29 protein-coding genes are annotated in these 22,675 nt (G+C 66.3%); 11 read left to right on the top strand and 18 right to left on the bottom strand.

The window, feature by feature from the left end; genetic code table 11:
• Positions 1–297 (top strand): hypothetical protein (locus C450_RS02995; protein WP_005039830.1); only part of this gene is annotated, 297 nt, incomplete at its 5' end.
• Here the strand turns inward: C450_RS02995 and C450_RS02990 are convergent.
• The 4 genes from C450_RS02990 to C450_RS02975 form a co-directional block, all read right to left on the bottom strand.
• Complete coding sequence (locus tag C450_RS02990) at positions 281–1,372, bottom strand: molybdopterin-dependent oxidoreductase (protein WP_005039829.1); 1,092 nt, start codon at positions 1,370–1,372, stop codon at positions 281–283. The two genes, C450_RS02995 and C450_RS02990, sit on opposite strands and share 17 nt — an antisense overlap.
• A 60-nt stretch (positions 1,373–1,432) precedes the next feature.
• Positions 1,433–2,416, bottom strand: coding sequence for a lamin tail domain-containing protein (locus C450_RS02985; RefSeq protein WP_005039827.1), 984 nt, complete (start codon positions 2,414–2,416; stop codon positions 1,433–1,435).
• A 63-nt stretch (positions 2,417–2,479) separates the two neighbouring features.
• Complete coding sequence (locus tag C450_RS02980) at positions 2,480–3,037, bottom strand: magnesium transporter (protein ID WP_005039823.1); 558 nt, start codon at positions 3,035–3,037, stop codon at positions 2,480–2,482.
• Positions 3,038–3,616 carry a magnesium transporter gene (locus C450_RS02975; RefSeq protein ID WP_005039820.1) on the bottom strand — a complete coding sequence of 193 codons (579 nt, stop codon included), beginning with the start codon at positions 3,614–3,616 and terminating at the stop codon, positions 3,038–3,040.
• 115 nt (positions 3,617–3,731) lie between these two features.
• On the opposite strand from C450_RS02975, the gene C450_RS02970 reads away from it, so the two are divergent.
• Both C450_RS02970 and C450_RS02965 read left to right on the top strand, forming a co-directional pair.
• Positions 3,732–4,085, top strand: a complete 354-nt coding sequence (locus C450_RS02970; protein ID WP_005039818.1) for a MarR family transcriptional regulator — start codon at positions 3,732–3,734, stop codon at positions 4,083–4,085.
• Positions 4,082–4,417 carry a type II toxin-antitoxin system PemK/MazF family toxin gene (locus C450_RS02965; protein ID WP_005039815.1) on the top strand — a complete coding sequence of 112 codons (336 nt, stop codon included), beginning with the start codon at positions 4,082–4,084 and terminating at the stop codon, positions 4,415–4,417. The genes C450_RS02970 and C450_RS02965 overlap by 4 nt, the downstream gene beginning before the upstream one ends.
• A gap of 4 nt (positions 4,418–4,421) precedes the next feature.
• Here C450_RS02965 and C450_RS02960 read toward each other — a convergent pair whose 3' ends face one another.
• The 9 genes from C450_RS02960 to thpR all read right to left on the bottom strand — a co-directional run bounded on the left by C450_RS02960 (position 4,422) and on the right by thpR (position 11,133).
• On the bottom strand, positions 4,422–5,816 hold the full coding sequence (locus C450_RS02960; RefSeq protein ID WP_005039813.1) for a signal recognition particle protein Srp54: 1,395 nt from the start codon (positions 5,814–5,816) through the stop codon (positions 4,422–4,424).
• A gap of 259 nt (positions 5,817–6,075) precedes the next feature.
• Positions 6,076–6,567, bottom strand: a complete 492-nt coding sequence (locus C450_RS02955; protein WP_005039811.1) for a metal-dependent hydrolase — start codon at positions 6,565–6,567, stop codon at positions 6,076–6,078.
• A 21-nt stretch (positions 6,568–6,588) separates the two neighbouring features.
• Entirely contained in the window at positions 6,589–7,944 is a 1,356-nt protein-coding gene (ftsY, locus tag C450_RS02950; protein WP_005039809.1) for a signal recognition particle-docking protein FtsY, read from the bottom strand.
• 9 nt (positions 7,945–7,953) lie between these two features.
• Positions 7,954–8,430 (bottom strand): prefoldin subunit alpha, encoded by a 477-nt coding sequence (gene pfdA / locus C450_RS02945; protein WP_005039807.1) that lies wholly within the window; start codon positions 8,428–8,430, stop codon positions 7,954–7,956.
• A gap of 109 nt (positions 8,431–8,539) precedes the next feature.
• Positions 8,540–9,205 (bottom strand): translation initiation factor IF-6, encoded by a 666-nt coding sequence (locus tag C450_RS02940; RefSeq protein ID WP_005039805.1) that lies wholly within the window; start codon positions 9,203–9,205, stop codon positions 8,540–8,542.
• A gap of 1 nt (position 9,206) precedes the next feature.
• Entirely contained in the window at positions 9,207–9,485 is a 279-nt protein-coding gene (locus C450_RS02935) for a 50S ribosomal protein L31e (protein WP_005039803.1), read from the bottom strand.
• Positions 9,482–9,634: a 50S ribosomal protein L39e gene (locus C450_RS02930; RefSeq protein ID WP_005039801.1), complete on the bottom strand. Its 153-nt coding sequence runs from the start codon at positions 9,632–9,634 to the stop codon at positions 9,482–9,484. Before C450_RS02930 ends, C450_RS02935 begins: the two co-directional genes overlap by 4 nt.
• A 69-nt stretch (positions 9,635–9,703) precedes the next feature.
• Positions 9,704–10,501: a ZIP family metal transporter gene (locus C450_RS02925; protein WP_005039799.1), complete on the bottom strand. Its 798-nt coding sequence runs from the start codon at positions 10,499–10,501 to the stop codon at positions 9,704–9,706.
• Positions 10,502–10,581: 80 nt separating this feature from the next.
• Complete coding sequence (gene thpR, locus C450_RS02920; RefSeq protein WP_005039797.1) at positions 10,582–11,133, bottom strand: RNA 2',3'-cyclic phosphodiesterase; 552 nt, start codon at positions 11,131–11,133, stop codon at positions 10,582–10,584.
• A gap of 53 nt (positions 11,134–11,186) precedes the next feature.
• Between thpR and C450_RS02915 the strand changes: the two genes are divergently transcribed.
• Positions 11,187–12,032, top strand: coding sequence for a tetratricopeptide repeat protein (locus C450_RS02915; protein ID WP_005039795.1), 846 nt, complete (start codon positions 11,187–11,189; stop codon positions 12,030–12,032).
• Positions 12,013–12,306, top strand: a complete 294-nt coding sequence (locus C450_RS02910) for a DUF424 domain-containing protein (RefSeq protein WP_005039794.1) — start codon at positions 12,013–12,015, stop codon at positions 12,304–12,306. Before C450_RS02915 ends, C450_RS02910 begins: the two co-directional genes overlap by 20 nt.
• 7 nt (positions 12,307–12,313) lie before the next feature.
• Here the strand turns inward: C450_RS02910 and C450_RS02905 are convergent, their stop codons facing one another.
• Positions 12,314–12,598, bottom strand: coding sequence for a GYD domain-containing protein (locus C450_RS02905; RefSeq protein ID WP_005039792.1), 285 nt, complete (start codon positions 12,596–12,598; stop codon positions 12,314–12,316).
• Between the two features lie 152 nt (positions 12,599–12,750).
• Between C450_RS02905 and C450_RS22275 the strand changes: the two genes are divergently transcribed.
• The 6 genes from C450_RS22275 (at position 12,751) to C450_RS02880 (ending at position 18,537) form a co-directional block, all read left to right on the top strand.
• Complete coding sequence (locus C450_RS22275) at positions 12,751–12,897, top strand: hypothetical protein (protein WP_005039790.1); 147 nt, start codon at positions 12,751–12,753, stop codon at positions 12,895–12,897.
• Between the two features lie 61 nt (positions 12,898–12,958).
• Positions 12,959–14,206, top strand: a complete 1,248-nt coding sequence (locus C450_RS02900; RefSeq protein ID WP_005039788.1) for an aminotransferase class V-fold PLP-dependent enzyme — start codon at positions 12,959–12,961, stop codon at positions 14,204–14,206.
• Between the two features lie 255 nt (positions 14,207–14,461).
• Positions 14,462–14,932 carry a winged helix-turn-helix domain-containing protein gene (locus tag C450_RS02895; protein ID WP_005039786.1) on the top strand — a complete coding sequence of 157 codons (471 nt, stop codon included), beginning with the start codon at positions 14,462–14,464 and terminating at the stop codon, positions 14,930–14,932.
• Positions 14,932–15,207, top strand: coding sequence for a DUF7521 family protein (locus C450_RS02890; RefSeq protein ID WP_005039784.1), 276 nt, complete (start codon positions 14,932–14,934; stop codon positions 15,205–15,207). Before C450_RS02895 ends, C450_RS02890 begins: the two co-directional genes overlap by 1 nt.
• Before the next feature lie 196 nt (positions 15,208–15,403).
• Positions 15,404–18,022: an efflux RND transporter permease subunit gene (locus C450_RS02885; RefSeq protein WP_005039782.1), complete on the top strand. Its 2,619-nt coding sequence runs from the start codon at positions 15,404–15,406 to the stop codon at positions 18,020–18,022.
• Positions 18,023–18,117: 95 nt separating this feature from the next.
• Positions 18,118–18,537, top strand: coding sequence for an iron-sulfur cluster assembly scaffold protein (locus tag C450_RS02880; RefSeq protein WP_005039780.1), 420 nt, complete (start codon positions 18,118–18,120; stop codon positions 18,535–18,537).
• A 345-nt stretch (positions 18,538–18,882) separates the two neighbouring features.
• Here C450_RS02880 and radA read toward each other — a convergent pair whose 3' ends face one another.
• The 4 genes from radA to htpX form a co-directional block, all read right to left on the bottom strand.
• Complete coding sequence (gene radA, locus C450_RS02875) at positions 18,883–19,917, bottom strand: DNA repair and recombination protein RadA (protein WP_005039777.1); 1,035 nt, start codon at positions 19,915–19,917, stop codon at positions 18,883–18,885.
• A 119-nt stretch (positions 19,918–20,036) separates the two neighbouring features.
• Positions 20,037–20,678 carry a TMEM165/GDT1 family protein gene (locus C450_RS02870; RefSeq protein WP_005039773.1) on the bottom strand — a complete coding sequence of 214 codons (642 nt, stop codon included), beginning with the start codon at positions 20,676–20,678 and terminating at the stop codon, positions 20,037–20,039.
• Between the two features lie 75 nt (positions 20,679–20,753).
• Entirely contained in the window at positions 20,754–21,356 is a 603-nt protein-coding gene (gene pspAB, locus C450_RS02865; protein ID WP_005039771.1) for a PspA-associated protein PspAB, read from the bottom strand.
• Between the two features lie 349 nt (positions 21,357–21,705).
• Positions 21,706–22,578 (bottom strand): zinc metalloprotease HtpX, encoded by an 873-nt coding sequence (htpX, locus tag C450_RS02860; protein ID WP_005039769.1) that lies wholly within the window; start codon positions 22,576–22,578, stop codon positions 21,706–21,708.
• Positions 22,579–22,675 lie beyond the last annotated feature (97 nt).

Genomic DNA, 22,675 nt, shown 5'->3' with positions numbered 1-22,675 from the left:
GGCGAGATCCGTGCCGAAACACACTCGCTCGATCGATTTTCCGAACTCCTCCACCGTCAGGCAATCCTCGACTCCGCCCGGAGCGAGTTCTTCGGCGGCCGTCAGGGCGAAACGGTCTCTTTCGACTTGAAGAAACAGGCCGCCTTCGAGAGTGTGGTCAACTTCGCGGTCGGTGAACCGAGCGAACTCGGCGAGATCCACGTCCGGGTGCGGGTCCACGAGCCGTCGGTTGAGGAATACGTCGATCACGTCGCGCCGTCGACCGAAGACGGGACGCCAGTTACCGACGATCCGTAGCACGGTCCGCGCTCGTCTCGTCGAACCCGCTGACGAAGATCGCCAGCCACTCGCTCGCGTCGCGCTTCCGCCGCACTTCGACCGTCTCGACCCACTTCACCCACTGGAACCCGCGCCGGCCAGGCGCGACGAGCCGGAGGGGGAAGCCGTGACCATGAGAGAGCCGCTCGCCATCGACGTGGGTCGCGAGCAGTGCGTCGCGGGCTTCCTCGATCGGCAGGCTCCAGCGATACCCCGTCACCGATCGGAACGAGATCCACTGCGCCTCGTCCGTCGGTTCGGCGCTATCGAGGAGGTCGCCGACTCGAACGCCCCGCCAGTCGTGTGTCGAGTACCAGCCGCTGGTGCAGTCGAGCACCGTGCGGCGGCCTGCGTCCGAATCGAGCGCTCCACCGTCGAACGCGAGTTCGCGCCCGACCCGGCCGCCGACCTGGAGCTGCCAGTCGTCGGGATCGATCGGATCGGGATCGTCGGCGACCCAGCTCGTGACCGGGAACGCGTTGCCCTCGCCGCTGCCGTCCTCACGCGACCCGGTGAATCGGTGATCCGCGCCCGCGAGCCCGAACAGCTGATTGGCCTCACGCTGGAGCCGCCACGTCAGCGCGCCGAATCCCACGACCGCGAGTCCGCTCAGCGTGGTTCGCCGCCCCGCGAAATCGTCGGTATTCGGGGCGCGAAATCGTCCGCGGAGGTGGACGAGCACGAGTGGCACCACGAGTACCCCGAGTGCCATGTGGACGAACAGTAGCGTCCACGGCCCGACGCCGAGGCGGCCGCCGAACGCCCAGTACGCCCCGGTGGCGAGCGCCGCGATGGCGACGATCCCCAGCAGAATCGAGAGCGGGGTGTGTCGATCCCACGCCACTCGATTGGTCATCCGATGGCGTACCCGCCGGAGCTTCCAGAACAGCAAGAGAACGAGCGAGAGCCCGCCGATCCCGTGGGTCACGAACACCCACGCGTCGCCGGTGCGTCCCGACACGAGACCGAGCAGGCCGGTGGCGACCGCGAAGCAGACGGCGCCGAGGATCGACCAGTCGACCAGGCGCGGCGGGAGTTCGAAACGCGACCCCATCGTTTGGGATACGGGCTCCAGGCGGTTGAGCCCTGCGTCCACTCGTGACGGACGAGCCTCTCAGCCGTACGACCGCTCGGCGACCGTCTCTCCGGCCCCGTTCCGCACCGTCACCGTGTCGCCGTCGTTGTTCCAGACGGCCCCCGACGCACCCCAGTACAGCTTGCTCGCGGTGTTCGCACCGTCCCCCGTGTGGAGCGTAACTCGCTCGCCTGGTCCGAGCGTGAACCCGCTGGGAAGCGTATAGGTATGGTCGGCGGCGTCGCTCACGGTCCAGCCGCCGAGATCGATGCGTGTCTCTTTTCGATTCTCGAATACGATCCGTTCCTCGTTGCGGTTCGCGTTGTCGTTGCCCGGCGCGTCCGCGTCGATCTCGGCGATCACGAGCCCACCCGGCTCCGTCCGAACCCTGGTCGACGGTTCCGGTTCGTCCTCGTCAGTCGCGCACCTCCAGAGTCCGATTCCCTCCTGCCTCGCGCGCGCTTCGGCCCGGTCGAACCGCTCGCGACCCACAAACGAACTCTCGTACACCCGGGCGTACCCCTCGTCGACGAGGCGATAGTTGAGGCTGATCCCGTCGTGGCGGACGAACGCCAGCAGCCGGTCGTAGCGGTCGCGGCGGTCGCCGCCGACCACGAGTCGTACCTGTTCGTCCGCGAGGGTCCGTTCGACGAACGCGCTCGCGTTCCGGCCCGCGTCCCGGAGACAGGCGCTCCCTGCTTCGGTGTCGGGAATCCCCTCGAACTCCGGCGGATCGTTCGCGACGTGGACTTCCGGGGTGTCGACACCGAGCAGCCGGACCGTGTCGATCGTGCCGTTCGAATAGCGGACCTCGATGGTGTCGCCGTCGACGATCCTGGTGACGGTCGCTGCCCGTCCCTTCGCCTGCTCGACGGTCGTTCCGGCTGGCACGGTCGTTTCCGGGACGGTCGTGACGTCCTGCGTTTCGGCTGGCGACTCCGTGGGTTCGGTCGCCCCTGGCGTCGTTCCTGCACAGCCAGCGAGCACGACACAAACGACAAGAACCCACGCGAGGCGGTGCATATCCACACGATCGCGTCATCACTTCTAAACCTTCGGGAGACTTTCGGCGGGCCCGTCTCGGGTTCAGACCACGATCTGGACGATCCCGAACAACACGAGCACGCCGAGCACGTCACAGACGTTCGTCACGACTGGGATCACGATGTCGTCGGGATCGAGTTCGAACCGGTAGGCGGCGTAGGTCGCCACGACGGTGACGGCGACGGCGAGAACAGAAAGCACCGCACCGCTCGCGGTCGCGATCACTACTACCGTCGCAAGCGCGAGGCTCGATCCGGCAGTGAGCGCAGTGAGTACCCACGCACCAGCGCCGACGACCGGAAAGACGGTGAGCGCGAGCCCCACGGTGGCGACGGCGTTGCCCGCGAGGGTGTCGTCGGTCGGCGAAAAGGAGAGCGTGCCGAGGTGGAAGGCGGTCGAGAGCCGCGCGGCGAGCACGCTCCCCAGATTGCCTGCCGTGCCGATCGTGACCGGAACGAGCACGAGCAGCGCGGGGTAGCGGAGCAGGGTGGCTTCGAACGACCCGAGCACGAACCCGCTGCCGAGCTCGACGAGTGTGAGAACAGTTAAAACGGGCAACAGCGCCCGCGTGATCGCCCGGAACGACCACTCGGTCGGCACTCAGCCACCCCCGAGCGCGAGCACGATCCGCACCGCGAGCAACAGGTAGGCGATCCCGAACACGTCGCCCGTGGTGGTGACGAGCGGCCCGACCAGCGTATCGGGGTTGTACCCCCGCCGGTAGCCCGCGAACACCGCGAGCACGACCACCGTCGAGAGCGTCACGCCCGAGAGCAGCCCGGCGAGCACCGCGATCCCGACGAGTGTGGTGAGCGGCGCGGGCGACGCCGAGAGACTCCACAACACCGCGTAGGCCGCGGTCGCGGCGAACGCACTCGCGAGCAATCCGTTCGCGATCGACGCCGCGACCGCCGACCGGAGCCGGGGATCGCCGCCGCGCACCCGTGGCTCGACGAGTCCCTGGTGAAGTGCGGTGGCGATCCGCGCGCCGAGCGAGCTGTAGACGTTGCCCCGGGTCGCGAGTAGCGCGGGCACGAGCACGAGGAGTCCCGGGACCGCTTCGAGTTCGCTTCGCATCCCGCCGAGGACCACGCCCGCGAGAAGGCCGCCGACGAGGCTCGCCGACAGCGCCGGCAGTGCCTCGCGGTAGGCTTCGCGTGCGACCTCGGCGACGCTCATTGGCGTGTCGATACCCGCCGGGAACAAAAATCGGTTCCATCCGCGTGCGACAGCCGACGAGTGTCGTTCGGTTGGACGCCAATACATCTATTACAGTGAGACACGTAGTACAGCCGTGTCGATAGACATCGAACGGTTCGAGGACGAGGATGCGGACGCCCTCGACCGGACCAACGCCGAGCGCGTCGTTGGCTTTCTCGCAACCAACGACGACCGTGCGTGGACGCAGTCAGAAATCAGCGATCGAACGGGTGTCAAACGCGGATCGATCGGTCCGGTGTTGAGTCGCCTCCACGACCGCGGACTGGTCCGCCATCGTGGCCGATTCTGGGCGATCACCGACGACGAGGAACGCCTCACGGGGGCGATAGCGCTTCACCGCATCACCGAATCCCTCGACGAACGGTACGGGAGCGAGAATCGAGAGGCGTGGCTGGAACACGCTGCGGACGACGGAACGACCGAATGAGCCACGACCGCGGCGATGTCGTGTGGAGCGATGACCCGTTCAAAGACGGAACGGCCGGCCGCCCGTGGCTCGTGTTGAACGACGACACCCATCCGTTCGGCGACGAACAGCACATGGCCGTCGCGCTCTCGACCAGCGGCCACGACGCCGCGCTCCCGATTCGAGAGGACGACTGGGTCGAGGGTGGAACACCGAAACGAAGCTACGTGCTCCCGTGGGCGATTCACTCGCCACGACGAGCGGACGTCACCCATCGCCAGGGCCACCTCGCCGATGCTATCGTTGACCGAACCGCCGAGGAACTCCTGACGTACATCGAACCCGGAGCGTAGCGCCTCAGCCGAACGGCCCGCCACCGCCGCCCATGCCACCCATGCCGCCGCCGCCCTCGCCCTCCATCCGCTTCATCATCCGCTGCATGTCGGCGTCACCCATTCCCTGGAACTGCTTCAGGGTCTGCTCCATCATCCGGTGTTGTTCGAGGAGTTCCTGCACGCGTTCCTCGGGCTGGCCGCTGCCGCGCGCGATCCGACGGGTCTGGCTCGCGCCCACGGAACGAGGATTTTCCAGCTCGTTCTCGGTCATCGAGTCCATCACGATGTCGAAGCTCCGCATCCGGTCCTGGGTGACGTCCATCGCGTCGTCGGGGAGCTGATCCTTGAGCCCGCCGCCCAATCCAGGGATCATGTCGAGAACCTGATCGAGGGGCCCCATCTTGTTCATCGCGTCCATCTGGTGGCGCATGTCCTTCAGGGTGAACTGCCCATCCAGGATGTCCTCGGGGTCCCAGTCCTCCTCGTCGGTGTCGGTGTCGGCCATCGCGCGCTCGACCCGCTCGGCGAGCTGCTTGAGGTCGCCCATCCCCAGCAGTCGGGAGATGAACCCGTCGGGTTCGAAGCGCTCGACGTCTTGGACCGTCTCGCCCGTCCCGAGAAACGCGATCGAGGAGTCGGTCTCGTTGACCGCGGTCAGCGCGCCCCCACCCTTCGCGGTCCCGTCGAGCTTGGTGATGGCGACGCCGTCGATCCCGATGGCCTCCTCGAAGCGCTGTGCTTGGTCCTTCGCTCCCTGGCCCAACGCCGCGTCCATCACGAGCAGGCTCCGATCCGGCTCCACGACCGCGTCGATCTCCTGGATCTCGTCGATCAGCCCCTCCTCCAAAGCGTGGCGGCCCGCGGTGTCGACGATGTGGATGTCGGCCTCTTCGGTCGCCGCGAGGCCCTCGCGGGCGATTTCGACGGGGTCGTCGGCGTCGGGATCGCCGTAGAAGGTGACCTCCGCGCGCTCGGCCATCTCCTTCGCCTGGTCGTACGCGCCTGGCCGGAAGGTGTCGGTCTGGATCACCGCGGGACGCAGCCCCTTCTTCGAGAACCACCACGCCATCTTCGCCGCGGTCGTGGTCTTCCCCGAGCCCTGGAGCCCGGCGAGCAGAATCGTCTGCGATTCGAGGGGGAGGTCCGTGCTCTCGCCGACGAGCTCGACCATCTCCTCGTAGACGATCCGGAGGACGAAATCCCGGGCCGTCGTGCCGCCGGGGGGCTCCTCTTCGAGCGCGCGCTGCTCGATGCTGTCCGAGAGCTCCATCACGAGGTCGATCTCGACGTCGGCCTGGATCAGCGAGCGCTGGATCTCCCGGACGACCTCCTCTACGTCCTCTTCGTCGAGGCGGGTCTTTCCCTGGAGTCGGTCGAGAGTCCCCCGGAGGGAACTCCCGAGATCGTCGAGTACCATTTGTCGGTGCTACGTCGTGTGGCTGGTAAAGGCTTGTCCGTCGGACGAGGCGATCGAAACCCGATCTGATTCAATAACGTCGTCGAAACGAATGGACGTGACTGCAAACCGCCTGCTTGCACGGGACAAATGAATACCGCAGACCACACCCTCCCCAACCGATTCGCTCGTTCGCTGCGCTCACTCGCTCATCCCTCGCGCGAGTCGCGCCTCCGGCACTCCCACGCGCCATCCGCAGCCGTTCTCAAAACGTATCCACTCAGCCGATCAATCCTGTGAACCACAGCACCACGGCTGTCGCGCCCGCGCCAAGCACGAACAGGAACCCGTTCGCGAGCGTGCTCGACGCACGGGCGAAGCCGAGCGAGAACCGATGGGACGAAAGCGGCCAGAACGGCGCGATCCCCATCGGCGTCAGCCAGTCGGCGACCAGATGCGCGACGACGACCAGCGCACCGAGCCCGAACCCAAACGAGCCGAGCAGCTGTGGCTCGAACCGAGTTAGTTCAGTCCCGAGAACCCACCCGATCGCCCCGCACGCGAGCCCGACGATCACCGCGAACCCGAGGGTGTGGGTCGGGCCACGATGGGAGACGAACGGAAGGCGCATGTCGACGTCCGGCAGCATGGCGAGCCAGATCATCACTCCGAACCCGACGATAGCGAGCACGAGCCGTCCGGCCGAAACCATTGCGTAGGCTGCCGGGGCGTAGAGAAGCAGCCCGACTCCGATGTGGCCCTGACGATACACTCCTGTTCCTCGCTTCCCGACTTATTCCTCGCCGCCGAGCAGCCGGTCGACGAGCACGTCGGGGTCGAACCGCTCGATGTCGTCGTAGCCCTGGCCAGTCCCCAAAAAGAGGATCGGCTTGCCGGTGACGTGGGCGATCGAGATCGCCGCGCCACCCTGGGAGTCGGCGTCGGCCTTCGCGAGGATCGCGCCGTCGATCGCCGCGGCGTCGTCGAACTCCTCGGCGCGATTGGTGGCGTCCTGGCCCGCGACCGCCTCGTCGACGAAGAGGGTCATGTCGGGATCGACCACCCGATCGATCTTCGCTAACTGGGCCATCAGGTCGTTCGAGGTGTGGAGTCGACCCGCGGTATCCCCCAACACCACGTCGATGTCGTTCGCCTCGGCGTACTCGACCGCGTCGTAGAGCACGGCGGCCGGATCGGAGCCCTGGTCGTGGGCGATCAGCTTCTTTCCCAACCGGTCTGCGTGCTCGCCCAACTGCTCGTTCGCGCCCGCACGATAGGTGTCGCCGTTCGCGAGCACGGTCGAAAGCCCGCGCTCCTCGAAGTAGCGCGCGAGCTTCGCGATGGTCGTCGTCTTCCCGACGCCGTTGATTCCCGTGAAAACGATCGTCACGGGCTTGTCGGCGTCGGCGATCCGTCCGTCGAAATCGAACTGCCCGACGCTGATGACCTCCCGAAGCGCCTCGGCGAGCGCCTCCTCGACCACCGTGCCGGTGGTCTTGACCTGGGCGCGCGTCGCGCCGGTGAGCTCCTCGCGGAGCCGGTCGAGGATCGCTTCGGCGACGCTCATCTCGACGTCGCTTTCGAGCAGCGCCATCTCGAGATCGAACAGCGGGGCGTCGAGTTCGCCCGCCTCGATCAGCGACTGGCCCGTGGCGAACAGCTTCGCGCGCGTCCCGAGACCGAGATCGCTTCCCTCCCCATCGTCGCTCCCCGCCTCGTTCTCGTCTTCTCCCTCTTCTCGATCGCCACTCGTCCTCGACGTCGACCACCCTCGACGTGCCGCGTCGGCAGCACTCTCGGTGGTCTCTGCTGCTGGCTCTTCCGGCTCGTCCGCCGTTGCTGATGCGGGTTCGCCGTCCGGCCCTTCCGTTTCGGGCGTCGTGGTCGTCTCGGACGTCGCGGCCGCGTCGGTCGCCGACGCCGCTTCCGCTGTCGCTTCGCCGTCCGAGCCGGAGTCGATCTCAGTTCCGCCCCCAGTTTCGGTCTCGTCCTCGGTTCCAGTACCGGCGGTCTCGGCCTCGCTGGCCTCGATCTCACCGTCGCCTTCGGGCTCCGGTTCGGGTTCGTCGACCTCGCCGGCCGCCTCGTCGAGTTCCTCCTCGGCGTCGCGCTGGAAGGAGGAGAGCTTGTCCTTGAGTCCGTCGAACATCGTTCGGCCTTACTCGTCGTCGTCCGCGTCCTCGCCCATGCCACCCATCTGGCCCTGGAGCTGCTGCATCTGCTGTTGTTGCATCTGCTGGGCCTGCTGTTCGAGCTCGTCGCGCTCGCCCTCGACTTCGGTGATCTCCTCGCGGACCTCCTCGATGCGATCGTCGAGCGCGTCGCGTTTGGTTTCGAGGGTGTCGATCGCGCCCTCCTTGTCGCGTTCGGCGGCGTACCCGCCACCGAGGCTCACCACTGCCTCGTCGATGTCCTGAATTTCGGCGCGGACGTACGCGTCGCCGCCGAGCGGGACCTGGACCGTCGACCCGCTTTCGAGCGCGTCGAGCGCCTCGGTCGCCTCGTCGATCTCGCGCTGTTCCTCCTGGAACTCGTCGATCTCGTTTTCGAGCGCCTGCTCGTGGCGTTCGAGGTTCTCGATCTCCTCAGAAAGCTGTTCGAGCTGGCCGCCACCGCCGCCACCACCGAGGCTCATCGGCTGCCTCCCTGCACCGCAACCGCTTTCGATCGATACGTTTCGGGTGTTACGAACTCGTCCATACCCCGGTTGGGCGGGCGCGCCGGAAGTATGTTGTCTTACCTACTCACTCGATGTAGCCGAGCGCGTCCTCGATCCGCCCGAGCTCTGGGCCGGTCGTCTCCTCGCCCGCGACGTACCCATGCGAGTTAGCGAGCAGTCCCGAGCCCACGACCGGCGCACCGTAGTTGATGGTGCCGATGTCCGCCGGAACGCCGAGCAGTTCCTCGACGTGATCCAGCTCTTCGTCGGTGCTTTTCGGATGGCAGAGCACGCCCCGATTGGTGGCGACCGCCGCCGTCCCGACAGTTCGAACGCCAGCGAGCACGCCCCGATCGGCCGGGACGTCGAGATGCTCCTCGACGACAGCGACCGCTTCGTCGGGGAGATCGGGATGGAGATACGCACCATCGTCGTTCGCGAGCACGACGTTGCCGGCGGCGTTGATCCGGCCGGGCAGCTCCGCCACCGATACGTCGACGGCCTCGTCGATCCGGTCGCGCTCGACGTCGGTGAGTCGGCTGCTCGTCACCAGTCCGTTGGAGTTGCCCGCGACGAGCGCACCCACGGTGCCGGAGCCGGCGATCGTCGTTCGCACTGCGGAGACGCCGAGCTCGTCGGTCAGCGCCGCGAGACGATCCTCGTCGACGTCGGGCCGAACGAGCAAGCAGTCGTCTGTGGCTCGGGCGAAGACGCCGACGTACGCCGAACCGGTGAAGGCCGCGCGGAGCACGTTACTCCGCGTATTCGGCTTCGACCACGCGCTCGCCTTCCTCCTCGAACCGGGCGGCTCGCACGCGGAGCTTGCTCGGGGGGTTGCCCCGGCCGCGCGCCCAGACCGCCTCGTTGATCGAGGGATCGAGCCGCACCGCGTCGGGATCGGCCTTGAAGTGCTGTGCGAGGTGGTCACGGATGAGCGTCATCGCGCGGTCCGCACCCTTGTGGTTCGCGCCCGCTTTCACGTCCCGGAGCGGTACCGTCACGACCCGCTCCTCGAACTCTTCGGCGCTCATTCGTCCGTGTCACTCCGCCGCCAGTTGCGCTGCTTCGGGTTGCGCATCGTGTCGCGGTCGGTCTTCATGATGACCCACGCCGGCACCCGGGAGTTCTGGCGTTCGAGCTTCCCCAGCCGCTTCTTCTTGGCTTTCGAGTTCTTACCCATGATGGACGCATTCGGCCGGCGCGGCTTAAATCGTTGTCCTTCTTCGGCTCGCTCGGGCCGCGACCCCACTCAGACCAGCGCCAGCGGGACCATCACGACCACGCCGACGCCGAGTCCAGCGAGGAGTTCTCGCCGGCCGCCGCCAGGCAGCCCCGCACCGACCTCGCGCGCCTCGGGGATGAACTCCGAGACGACGAGGTAGATCATCGCGCCCGCCGCGAAGCCGAACCCGAACGGGACGAACGCGCGCGCGACCCGGACGAACGCGAACGCGACGACTGCACCCACGGGTTGAGGGAGGCTCGAAAACACCGACCACCAGACGAGGCGTCGTCGCGGCACCCCCATCTCCTGGAGCGGGATCGAAACCGCGACGCCCTCTGGAACGTTGTGGATCGAGATCGCGACAGTCATGAAGACAGCGAGCACCGGCACCGTGAACCCAACCAGTTCGATCCCGTTCCCGAAGTTGAGATCGGCAAAGGAGACCCCGACCGCAACGCCTTCGGGAAAACTGTGGACGGTGAGAACGCCGAGGATCAGGAGGAGCTTGCGGTAGTCGGCCTCGGCGTACTGTTTCGGCTCGACCTCCCACCCCTCGATGACGTGGTGGCTGACGATCACGAGCGCGACGCCGGCGAAGAGACCGGGGACGATCTCCATCACTGTGCCCTCGGCGAGCCCCTCGAACACCAGGCCGAACACCGACGCCGACACCATGATCCCCGAGGCCAGCCCCCAGAGCACGACGCTCGTCCGGTCGCTCACGTCGTCGACGAGGAAAAAGGGCAGCGCACCCAGGCCAGTCGCGAGCGCGGTGAGCAACCCCGCAACGAACACCAGCGCGAGATTCGCCAGCGCGCCCATACCGTCGAGTGACGATCCAACGACTTAGGACTTATCAATATACGTATATTTTCGGCCTGCCTAAATCGGTGTGTCGCGGCTCAGAGCTCGAACCGCTCGACGGTGGTGTACTCCGGTCCGTCGTCGTTGAGCACGCTCTCGGTCAGCCGGACTTCCCTAACATCGAGCGTGCCGACAGTGGGATCGGTCTCGCGTAACGCACGCTGGACCCGCTCTTTCCCACCGGCGTGATCCATTCGGGCGATCGTGGCGTGTGGCGTGAACTCGTGATCGGCGGGATCGAACCCCATCTCGACGGTTCGATCCTCGATCGCTTCGTGGAGCCTGGCCAGCTCGTCGCCACCCTCATGGACGCCGACCCAGAGCACGCGGATGTACTCCTCGCTCGGGAACGCGCCGAGCCCGCCGAACGCGGCCACGAACGGCCCGACGCCCGATTCGTCGATCGCTGCGGCCAGTTCCGTCGTGAGGGCTGGAACCCGCTCTTCCTCGACTTCGCCGAGGAACTTCAGCGTCACGTGGACGTTCTCGGGATCGGTGAGCCGGACCCCGCTCGCGTCGGCGACCGCTTCCTGGACGGCCGCGATCTCCGCGGCGAGCCCGTCGAGATCGACGCTCACGAACAGTCGCATACCGAGCGTACGCGGTCGTAGCCCTTAATCGCGGTCGTCGTTTATGGATACCCATGACCGACGACGAGTCCGAACGAACTCCCGACGCCGAACCGAGCCGTGATTCGGCCGACGACCACGATCCCCGCCCCGCATCCGACGAGCCTGTCCCCGATCCCGCAGACGACACCGCGGACGACCACCAGTTCTCCGCGGGCCAGGGGTTCGGAGAGCCCGAAGGGTTCGATCTCGACCCGCCCGAGCTCTCGGTCGACCCGGGCGAGGTCGATCCCGTCGACTCGCGCGCAGTGGCCGACTTGCTCGACGAACGCCAGCTCGGCACCGACGACGTGGACGCCGAGGAACTCGTCGACGTGGGGCTGAACTACCTTCGGATCAACCGGTACGAGCAGGCGACTGAAACCCTCGAACGCGCGGCGCGATTCGCCGACGACGAGTCGATCGAACAGGAGGCGTGGGTCAACAAGGGCGCGGCCCACGCCGAACTCGAAGAGTACGACGAGGCGATCGGCGCGCACCAGGAAGCACTCCGGATCGACGACCGGAGCGAACACGCCGCGAGCGCCGAAACCAACCTCGCCTCCGCGCTCTGGGAGGCCGGCCGGTCCGAGCAGGCCCTCGAACACGCCGAGCGCGCCGTCGAGATCGATGCACGCTTCCCCCAGGCGTGGTTCAATCGCGGCTTCTTCCTGCTCGAACGCGGGCTCGCGAGCGAGGCGCTCGACGCGTTCGACAACGCCATCCGACTGGGATTCCGGAACGCCGAGGTCATCGAGGAGAAAGCGCGCGCGCTGGAGGAAACCGGCGAGGACGAGAAAGCCGAGGAGCTCGCCGCGGAGGCGCGCGAACTCCGTGAGGAGGCCGAGGAGGAGCTCGTCCGTGATCGTCAACGAGCGTGAGACGCCGGAAGGACGGCTGGTTTCGGTCTGTGACCCCGAAGTCCTCGGCGAGACCTTCGAAAACGGCGATCTCGACTTCGAGGTGAGCGAGGAGTTCTACGACGGCGAGCCAGCCGACGAGGAAGACGTGGTGGCGAGTCTCGCGGGCGCGCGGGTGGCGAACATCGTCGGGTGTGACGCCGTAGCGCTCGCGGTCGAGCATGGGTTCGTCGACGAGGAAAGCGTGCTCGATCTCGGGGATACCCGCCACGCACAACTGCTGCGCTTGGAGTGAACGCGGCCTACTCGCCGACGAGCCCGCCGAAATCCTCGATCGGGACGCCTTCCATCGAATCCATATCGAGGCCGTGGCGCTCGGCGGCCAGCGAGACCTCGAACACCGACTCGCGGTCGGGGGCCTCGAACACCACGAGGAAATCGTACCGCCCGAGCAGCGCGTAGGTCTCCTGGAGTTCGGCGTCGACCTCCTCCAGCTCGATGTTGATGTCGCCCCAGAGCGAGGCGAGTTCTTGGAGGTCCTGAAACTCACCGTCGACGACTTCGACGAGCGCAACCCAGGTCTGCATGGCCACCGTTCCGCCCGCGGCGAGTAAAACCGTTCCGGCCGAGCATATCACCAGGCGGCTTGTCGGGTGGTTTCGGTCGTCCGTGCCGCACAAAAGCCGGGGCTTGCAGATGCCGACGGGGAGCTTTACCCGTTCGCGTCCGGTGTTGCCCCATGAGCTACTCCACGACCATCGGTTGGTCGCTGTTCACCTCCGGTATCGTCACGCTACTGTTGGTCTGGGTGCCCGGCGATTCGCTGTACTGGGGGCTTGCGCTGCTCGTGCTCGGACTGCTGGTGATGTCGCGCCGCGTCGCCTGAGCCGGCCACGAACACGTGCTGACCGAAGGAATGTTCCCCCTCCGGACCGTACGCAGCGTCAATGAGCAGTCAGACCGCCGAACCGCTGGATGTCGGCCGGATCCGGGACGAGTTCCCGATCCTCGAACGCGAGGTCGGCGACGGCCAGCACCTCGCGTACCTCGACAACGCCGCCACGAGCCAGACGCCCGATCGCGTGGTCGACGCGATGAGCGACTACTACCGGGGGACCAACGCGAACGTCCACCGGGGGATCCACCATCTGAGCCAGGAGGCCTCGATCGCGTACGAAGAGGCCCACGACCGCCTCGCCGAGTTCGTCGGGGCCTCGGGCGGTCGCGAGGAGATGATCTTCACGAAGAACACCACTGAAGGCCTGAACCTCGTAGCGTACGCGTGGGGCCTGAACGAGCTCGGAGAGGGCGACGAAGTCGTCCTCTCCGAGATGGAACACCACTCCTCGCTCGTGACGTGGCAGCAGATCGCCAAACGCACCGGCGCGGACGTGCAGTATATCGAAATCGACGACGAGGGCCGGCTCGACATGGACCACGCCCGCGAAGTCATCGGTCCCGACACCGAGATGGTCTCGGTCACCCACGTCTCGAACACCCTCGGCACCATCAACCCGATCGGCGACCTCGCCGATCTCGCCCACGAGCACGATAGCTACATTTTCGCCGACGGTGCCCAGGCAGTCCCACACCAGTCCGTCGATGTCGAGGCGCTCGACGTCGACTTCTACGCCTTCTCCGGCCACAAGATGTGTGGACCGACGGGGATCGGCGGGCTCTACGGCAAGAAAGCGATCCTCGAAGCGATGGAGCCGTTCATGTACGGCGGCGGGATGGTCCGGAAGGTCGAGTTCGAGGGGACGACGTGGGCCGACCTGCCGTGGAAGTACGAGGCCGGCACGCCGCTGATCGCAGAGGGGATCGCGCTCGCCGAGGCCGCCGATTATCTGGACGAGATCGGTCTCGATCGGATCGATCGCCACGAGCGCGATCTCGCCGATTACGCGGTGGAGCGGTTGAACGAGTTCGACGACATCGAGATCTACGGCCCGCCGGCGGGCGAGCGAGCGGGCCTCGTCTCCTTCAATCTCGATGGCGTCCACGCCCACGACCTCGCGAGCATCATGAACGACCACGGCGTCGCGATCCGGCCCGGCGATCACTGCACCCAGCCGCTCCACGACGTGCTCGGCACGGCGGCCTCCGCCCGGGCCTCGTTCTATCTCTACAACACGGAAGACGAGGTCGACACTCTCATCGAGGCCATCGACGACGCCAGACAGCTGTTCGCGTAGGCTGTCATGGATCATTCAGACGATTGCCGTCCGCGCTCGGGTCGGACGGGCGTCGAACGCGATCCCGGCACCGACGCATCTGCCGCTGGGATCGACGATCGTGAACGACCAGCGATCACAGATGGTTGCAGTCGACCTGTTCCGAGAAGTTGGGAACGACCGGGACGCCTATACCGGCCCGGAGGAAATCATCAGCACCAGAGGACATGACTCTCGCTGCTCGCCGAACGGCCGACGCAGTCGACGCTGTCTGACATGACCGATCGACACGTCGGCTCGAATCGCTTGCCGCTCATCCCCTCGCACGCCGATCCGACCGATCCCGCCGAGTCGACCGACACAGCCACCGAAACGGCTCACTGGTCGACGGACGGGCCGGACGGTCCCGATCTCGAAACGGTGCTGCGATCGCTCGACGACAGCAACTGCCGGGCGATCCTCAGAGTGCTGGATAGCCCGAAATCCGCGAGCGAGCTCCGTGAGGCGTGTGATCTCTCTAGTTCGACGGTGTACCGAAAGCTCGAACTGCTCCGCGACGCCGCGCTCGTCCGGGAGTACACGGACGTTCGATCCGACGGGCCGAACGTCACGCGCTACGAGCGCGATTTCACCGACGTCTCGATCGGTATCACCGACGACGAGTTCACGGTGTCGATCGACCGGCCGGAGCGGGACGCGGAGGACCGCCTGGCGTCGTTCTGGTCGGCGATGAAAGAGGAGTCGTGATGGAACCGCTCGTCGCTCTGGTCGTCGTCGTCAAACTCGCCGCGCTCGTCCTCGGTGGCGTCGTCTCCGTGTTGGCGTACAGAGCCTATAGGCGGACACGGATCGCGGGGCTCCAGTACTTCTCGGTGGGACTGCTCGTCATCACCCTCGGCACGGTTCTGGTCGGTGTCTTCCATCACTTCCTCGGCGTCCCGACTACGATGGGAATGCTCCTCGAAAGCGTGATCGTCTGTGCCGGGTTCGGCGTCATGATCGTTGGACTGTACGACGGGTAGTCCTCGGGAGACTCCCGACACCCGCCGTCAGCGCCGTCGGGCCGTTCCGAACCGAACCGTGGTTGTCCCACGTTCTGGGAACTTCCCATTGGTCTTTATCGGCTTCTCCCGGAGAGCGTTGTATGAACGGTCCTCCGCCGTCCGTTAGTCGCTTCGCCTCCAGTGTCGCCACAGCGTTCGACGGTGTCGGGGACCGATGAAGTCGGGACTGTCGTCTCGATACGCGGACGTGCTCGCCTCCCGGAGCAAGCTGGTGATCGCGCTCTTGCTCGTCCTCACCGCCGTCGTCGGTGCGGGGGCGATCGTCGGCACGACCGGCCAGGGATCGATCGGCCAGGCCGCGATCGACTCACCGGAGCAGGCCGCACTCGATCGAATCGACGCGACGTACGATACGGACGAGGCGGTGGTCGCACAGATCGTCGTCAGGGACGAGGGTGGCGACGTCCTCACTCGCGAATCGCTGCTCGAAAGTCTCCGTCTCCAGCAGAACCTCCGCACGAACGCGTCGATCAACGCAACGCTCCAGAACGGAACCGGAGTGATCGGGATCGAGAACGCCGTCGCGACCGCCGCGTACGCCCAGGACGCCAGCGAGCGCGCCAACGCGTCCAGTGCCAACGCGGGTTCTGGCGCGAGCAACGCCACCAACGCGTCGGCGGCGGGAGCGACCGGCCAGCCACCGGCTCCGACGCTCGACCAGCAGATCGCGGCGCTCGAATCTCGCTCGGACGAACAGGTCGAAGCGCTGCTCAGTCGGCTTCTCGACCCCGAGGCGACCACTCCGGGTGGCGATCCCACCCAGTTCCTGCCCACGGACTACGAGCCGGGAACGACCCAAGCCGACGCGCGGAGCACGCTCGTCTTCCAGCAGAATCCGGAAGCGTCGGGAACGACCGAGGCGGCGGTCTACGACGCGCAGGTGGCGATCGAGTCACGGGCCGAGGCGCGCTTTTCGGACGCGTTCGTCTTCGGGCCGGGGATCATCGACGCGGAGACCTCACAGGCCATCGGCGACACGTTCACGATCATCACGCCCGTCGCGCTCGTGCTCTTACTAACCGTTCTCACGATCGCCTACCGCGACGTCGTCGACGTCCTCGTGAGCCTCTTCGGTGTCGCCGTCGTGCTGGTCTGGTACGTCGGCATCCAGGGCTGGCTCGGCATCGCGATGAACTCCATCCTGATCGCCGTCCCCTTCCTGCTCATCGGGCTGAGCATCGACTACTCGCTCCACGTCATCATGCGCTACCGCGAGGCGCGAGAGGGAGTGCTCGACACCGACGACGGTGGTGCGGAGCGGCGAGATCCCACGACCGCGATGCGCCTCGGGATCGGTGGCGTCGTGCTCGCGCTGGCCACCGCGGCGTTCTCGACGGCCGTCGGCTTCCTCTCGAACTACGTCAGCCCGCTGGGCTCGATCCAGGACTTCGCCATCCTGAGCGGGTTCGGCATCGTCGCCATCTTCGTCGTCTTCGCGGCGCTCGTGCCAGCGGTCAAAGTCGAACTCGAACGGTTCTTCGATCGGCGCGGCCGCGACCGCGAGAAGAGTGCCTTCGGCGTCGGCACCGGATTCACGAACCGGGCTCTCGCCGGGAGCGCCGCGCTCGCACGGCGGGCCCCGGCCGTCGTCATCGCCGTCGCGCTGGTGCTCGCCGCCGGCGGCGCGTACGGCGCGACGACCATCGACACGGAGTTCAACCAGGCAGACTTCCTGCCCCAGGACGCCCCGGCGTGGATGGACTCGTTGCCGGGCCCGTTCGCGCCCGGCGACTACGACGTGAGCCAGAACCTCAACTATTTGAGTGAGAACTTCCAGCAGCGCGGCCAGGGATCGGCGGGACAGGTACTGATACGAGGCGATGTGACAGCGCCGGCGCTCCTCACCGCGACCGAAAACGTGACGCGGACGACCGACGGCGGCACGATCGTCGTCGATCCCGACGGACGGGCTGCAATCGAGAGCCCGGCCTCCGTGCTCCGAACCGTCGCCGCCGAGAACGAGACGGTCGCCGGCGCGATCGAGGCACGCGACACGAACGGCGACGGACTCCCGGACGAGGACGTTTCGGCGGTCTACGATCGGCTGTTCGATGCCGCTCCCGACCGGGCGTCGTCGGTGCTCTACCGTGCCGAAAACGGTTCGTATGCGTCTGCTCGCCTCACCGTCGGCGTTCAGGGCAACGCCTCGTCCCAGTCGGTTGCCGGCGACGTTCGCGGCGTCGCCTCGTCGATCGAGGCGAACGCGCCGGTGCGGGCCATCGCGACGGGCGGGCCGGTCATCACCGGGGTCGTCCAGACCGCGCTATTACAAACGCTCGTCGAGGGGTTCGCCATCACGCTCGGCGTCATTCTCACGCTTCTCGTCGGGCTGTACTGGTGGCGGTATCGTGCGCCGGGGCTGGGCGTCGTGACGCTTGCCCCTGTCGTCGTCGCGCTCGCGTGGCTGCTCGGCACGATGGCGGCGCTCGGTCTGCCCTTCAACAGTGAAACCGCCGTCGTCACGAGTCTCGCGATCGGGCTCGGAGTGGATTACAGCATCCATCTCGGCGAGCGATTCGTCGACGAACGGAGCCGTCACGACTCGCTCGGGGATTCGCTGTCGGCGGCGCTTACGGGGACTGGCGGGGCGTTGTTCGGTAGTGCTGTGACGACCGGGGCCGGGTTCGGTGTGCTCGCGCTGGCGCTGTCGCCACCGCTCCAGCGCTTCGGCATCGTGACCGGGCTGAGTATCGTTTATGCGTTCGTGGCGTGCGTGACGGTGCTGCCCGCGCTGCTCGTGCTCCGGGAGCGTCTGGTCGCGCGCCTGGCGTAGATCGCGCGGTGCTGCCCGAGCGCGTCCTCGTCCAACGCGGCGATTCGAGCCCGCCCGGAATCCTTTTGGGTTGCACGCGCGTATCTCGATTCACTATGAGCATGGGTTCGGACATGTATCGCCAGCAGATCCTGGATCACTACAAGAACCCGCGCAACTACGGCGATCTCGACGATCCCACCTTCAGCCACGTCGGCGAGAACCCGATGTGTGGCGACGAGATCAAAGTCGACGTCAACCTCGCCGACGACGGTGAGACGATCGAGTACGCCGCCTTTTCGGGCGAGGGCTGTGCGATCAGCCAGGCGAGCGCGAGCATGCTGACCGACGAACTCCAGGGGATGACCCTCGACGAGCTCGACGAGCTCGATCGCGACGACGTCATCGACCTCCTTGGAGTGGACATCAGCCCGATGCGGGTGAAATGCGCCGTCTTGATCGAGATGGTGGCCCAGGACGGCGCAGCGATCTATCAGGGCGAGAAGACCTCGATCGAGAAGACGACGACCGAATAGCGGCTTTTGCTGCGGCTGCGGTGGCGGTACGGTTGCGGGCCTGGCGTCCTGACGAGCGGAGCGAACAGTCGAGGGCTTTGGCGATGCCGTGCGGTCGCGGAGCGGTGCGGTCGCGGAGCGGTGCGGTGCGGTCCTCGGTGGATCGAGGGCGAGGCCCGTAGGGCCGAGGGCTCGGGCGGTGCTGTGTGGTTTGTAGAAAGCGATTGTATCCGCGCGAGCGCAGCGAGCGCGGTTCACCGCGAACGAGGCCGGAGGCCGAGTGAGCGGGTGTTTTTCATGAACGTTTTTGCGAGGGGTTGAGCGCGAGCGGAGCGAGCGCGAACCCCCGAAGTAAAAAGGTTCGTGTTATTCGGGCTTCAGTCCCTCTTCCTCGACGCGCATCACGGCCTCGCCGTCGGGGAGGTTGGGGGCGTCGACCAGCCGGACGATTCTCTTGGTGCCCTTCGATTTCCGGAGGTACATCCGGAACGTCGATTTGTGGCCGAGAATGTTGCCGCCGATGGGTTGGGTCGGGTCGCCGAAATAGGAGTCGGGGTTCGAGGCGACCTGATTCGTGACGACGGTGGCGGCGTTGTAGAGGTTGCCGACTTTGTCGATGTCGTGGAGGTGTTTGTTGAGCTTCTGCTGGCGCTGGGCGAGTTCGCCACGACCGACGTACTCCGCGCGGAAATGTGCCGTCAGCGAGTCGATACAGACGAGTCGAACGGGCCACTCTGACTCCTCGTGCTCGGCGGCGATCTCCTGGGCCTTCTGAGCGAGGAGAATCTGGTGGTTGGAGTTGAACGCCTTCGCGACGTGGATGTTGTCGAGGATGCTCTCGATGAACTCGTCCATCGCCTCCTCGCTGTCGGGGCTGCCCTCGATCTCGCGGACCTCCATCGCGGCGGCGATCGCCTCGTCGGGGAGCCCACGCACCATCTGGGCGATCCGCTCGGGGCGGAACGTGTCCTCGGAGTCGATGAAGATGGCGCTGCCTTCGAGGCCGCCGTACTCGTTGGGGAGCTGGACGTTGACCGAAAGCTGGTGGGTGACCTGAGACTTGCCCGCGCCGAACTCGCCGTACACCTCGGTGATCGATTGGGTTTCGACCCCTCCTCCAAGGAGCTCGTCGACCTCGTCGACCTGCCAGGTGAGTTTCCCGATCTCGTTGCGACGTTCGAGGACGTTCGCACCCGTTTCGAACCCACCGATATCGGCGGCGTCGCGCGCGGCGTTGATGATGTCCGCCGCGGTGCTTTCGCCGATGTCCGCGGTGTTCGAGAGCTCACCGGGGCTCGCGACCGCGATCCCCTGGTACGAATCGAACCCCGACTCCATGAGCTTGTCAGCCGTCGCCGGCCCGACGCCGGGCAGGCTCTCTAGGTCCTCGGTTGCTGCCATACCTCCGGGTTGTGCGGCTCCCCTGATAAAGCCTCGTTAACAGCTTGGTGGAAGTGAAATCCGGGAGGTGAAGGTAGTGGATGAGGGGAAGGGGATCGACGCAACGTGCTGGTGGCGGATCAGATCGGCAGGAACGACCAGCCGAGGAGGTACGACGCCGCGATGTCGGCCGCGAACAGGAGGAAGACGATCGCCGAGAGTCGGTGGAACCACGCCGTATCGAACCGGGTCGCGAGTCGGTCGACCGACAACGCGGTGAGGAGGCTCACCGGGATGATCGCGAGCATCTCGCCGACCCAAATGCCGGCGTGGACGCCGTACTGGGCCGCGAGCCCGATCGTGACGAGCTGGGTCTTGTCGCCGAACTCGCCAAGCGCGAGCAGCGAGAACGCCGGTACGAACCCGCCGAACCGCTCGGTATCGAGCGGGAGCCCCCGAAGCACCTCACCGCCGTCGGGGAGCGATCGCGGACTGTCGTTCGAATCGCGCCAGTCCGCGTAGAGCAGGATCACCGCGAACGCCACGAACAGTCCGGCCGTGACGACGTCGAGGTACACTTCGGGAAACGCGCCCCGCAAAGCGTTGCCGAGCAGGATCTCGAGCACCGTCCAGCCGGCGAACGCCGTGCTCGCGCCCGCGACCACCGTGTACGGATCGTACCGCGTCGCCAACCCCCCGATGATGATTTGGCCCTTCTCGCCGGGCAGCGCGAGGAGTTGGAGGGCGAACGCGGTTGTGACGACGGCTACGAACTCGGCCATCGATCGCCTCCGCTGTCCATGTCCGATTTAGCACCAGCTAACTCTTAACGTTGAGGATACGAAGAGACTGTGTGGCTACTCCCACGGGTGCCGTCCGCTGTCGGGCCAGAGCGCGTACCAGTAATCTTTGTCCGACTCGATGTCGAGTTCACCGTCGAGCACCGACTCGAGCTTGAACTCAACAGTTGAATCGCGTTCGCTGCTCGACTGCGGCGCGAAGGGGTAGTACGCGCCTCGTCGGAAGGAGTACACCCAGTAGATCGGGCTGCCCTCGTTCTCGAAGCCGAACAGCGCGGCGAGCAGCCGCGAACCGTAGCCCCGCTCGATCAGCGTGTCGGCGGCGAAGTGAACGCTGGTCACGAGGTCCTCGAAATCCCGGTCCGCGAGGACGACCCACTCGTAGCCGTGCGAGTCGTCGACGAAGCGGGCTTCGGTCCCGGTCTCGACCTCGCCCGCTTCGAGGATCGTCTCGACTTCCTCCACCGCGTCCGCGAAGTCGGTGCTGTCGACGCCCGAAAAGCAGAGCGCCGCCACCCCGGCGGGTGGGAAGCCCAAGTCGGCCTCCATCGTGAGGTAGGCGGTGCTCATTCCGAAGAGGTCCTCGGGGTCGGCCTCGCGGGTCGCGTCCGCCTCCGCACTCATCCCGAGCGCCGACCGAAGTCCGTCGAAGATACCCATGTCGAGGGTTATAGCGCCGGGAATAAAAACCCGGAGCGATCCGGCTCGACTTTTCACCGCCTCCCGTGGAAGCGCGCGTAGCGAACGGCTTGTGCGGTTGTGGTGTAGTTAAAAGGCAGTTGTAGTGCGGTTGGCGCGTGGCTGCGCGCCGCTTGTCGGCGCGCAACTCTCGTGCGAGGGATGACTGAGGAAGCGAACGGAGTGAGCGACTGAAGGAGTCGGCTGGGGAGGCGTGTGGCCTGCGGTTCTCATTTGTGTCGGCATCAGTGCGGTCCCGATGCCAGCCCCGCGTGCCTGCACCCTCCCCGGAACTCTCCAGCAGTTCGACTTCGGGTACCGTAACGTGGATTCAGGCCGTTTCGAGCTCGCTCTGCATGTCTTTCAGCCGCTCGACGCGCTGTTCGGTCGAGGGGTGCGTCGAGAGCAGCTTCCCGATCGCGCCGCTCTTGATCGGGATGATGAAGAACGCGTTCATGTCGGCCTGCTCGCGCAGGTCGTCGTCGGGAACGCGATCCATCCGGCCGTCGATCTTGACGAGCGCGCTCGCGAGCGCGGATGGCCGGCCGGTGATGATCGCCCCGCCGCGGTCGGCGGCGTACTCCCGGTAGCGCGAGAGCACGCGCACGAGCAGGAACGAGACGATGCCGACCACGAGCGAGACGAGGACGGCGACCAGGACGGGCGCACCGCCTTCGTCGTCGCCGCCGGTGAACAGGAACCCCCACCGCACGATCATGAACGCGAGCGTCGAGAGGAACGTGGCGATCGTCATCACCATCACGTCGCGATTTTTGACGTGGGTGAGCTCGTGGGCGAGCACTCCCTCCAACTCCTCCTGGTTCAGGGTGTCCATGATCCCGCGTGTGACACAAACGGTCGCGTTGTCCTGCGAGCGACCGGTCGCGAAGGCGTTCGGTTGGCGGCTGTCCGCGACCGCCACCGTGGGCTTCGGGAGGTCTGCCTGCTGGGCGAGCCGCCCGATCATCGCGTGGAGTTCGGGGTACTCCTCCTCGCTCACCTCGTGGGCACCCATGCTCCGCAGCGCGAGCTTGTCGCTGAAAAAGAGCTGTCCGACCATGAACAGTCCCATCACGAGGGTGATCCAGAACAGCCCAACCCCGTAGATTGCCAGCGCGCCGATGAAGACGACGTAGAGCGCGAGCAGCAACAGCATCGTCAGGCCCATCCTCGCCTGGAGGCCCCAGTCGGTCTTCCATTCCATATGGCCCTTACTAAGCGTTCAGGTCATAAATCTTCGTCGCTCTGTGCCAGCGATTCCCCCGGAGGCTGGTGGAGTCACGCCGCTTAACCCGCTGAGG

This window comes from Halococcus salifodinae DSM 8989, from assembly GCF_000336935.1.
In the GTDB taxonomy this organism is placed as follows: domain Archaea; phylum Halobacteriota; class Halobacteria; order Halobacteriales; family Halococcaceae; genus Halococcus; species Halococcus salifodinae.
Note: the sequence above shows the minus strand (reverse complement) of the source record. Positions and strands in the feature narration are given on the sequence as shown.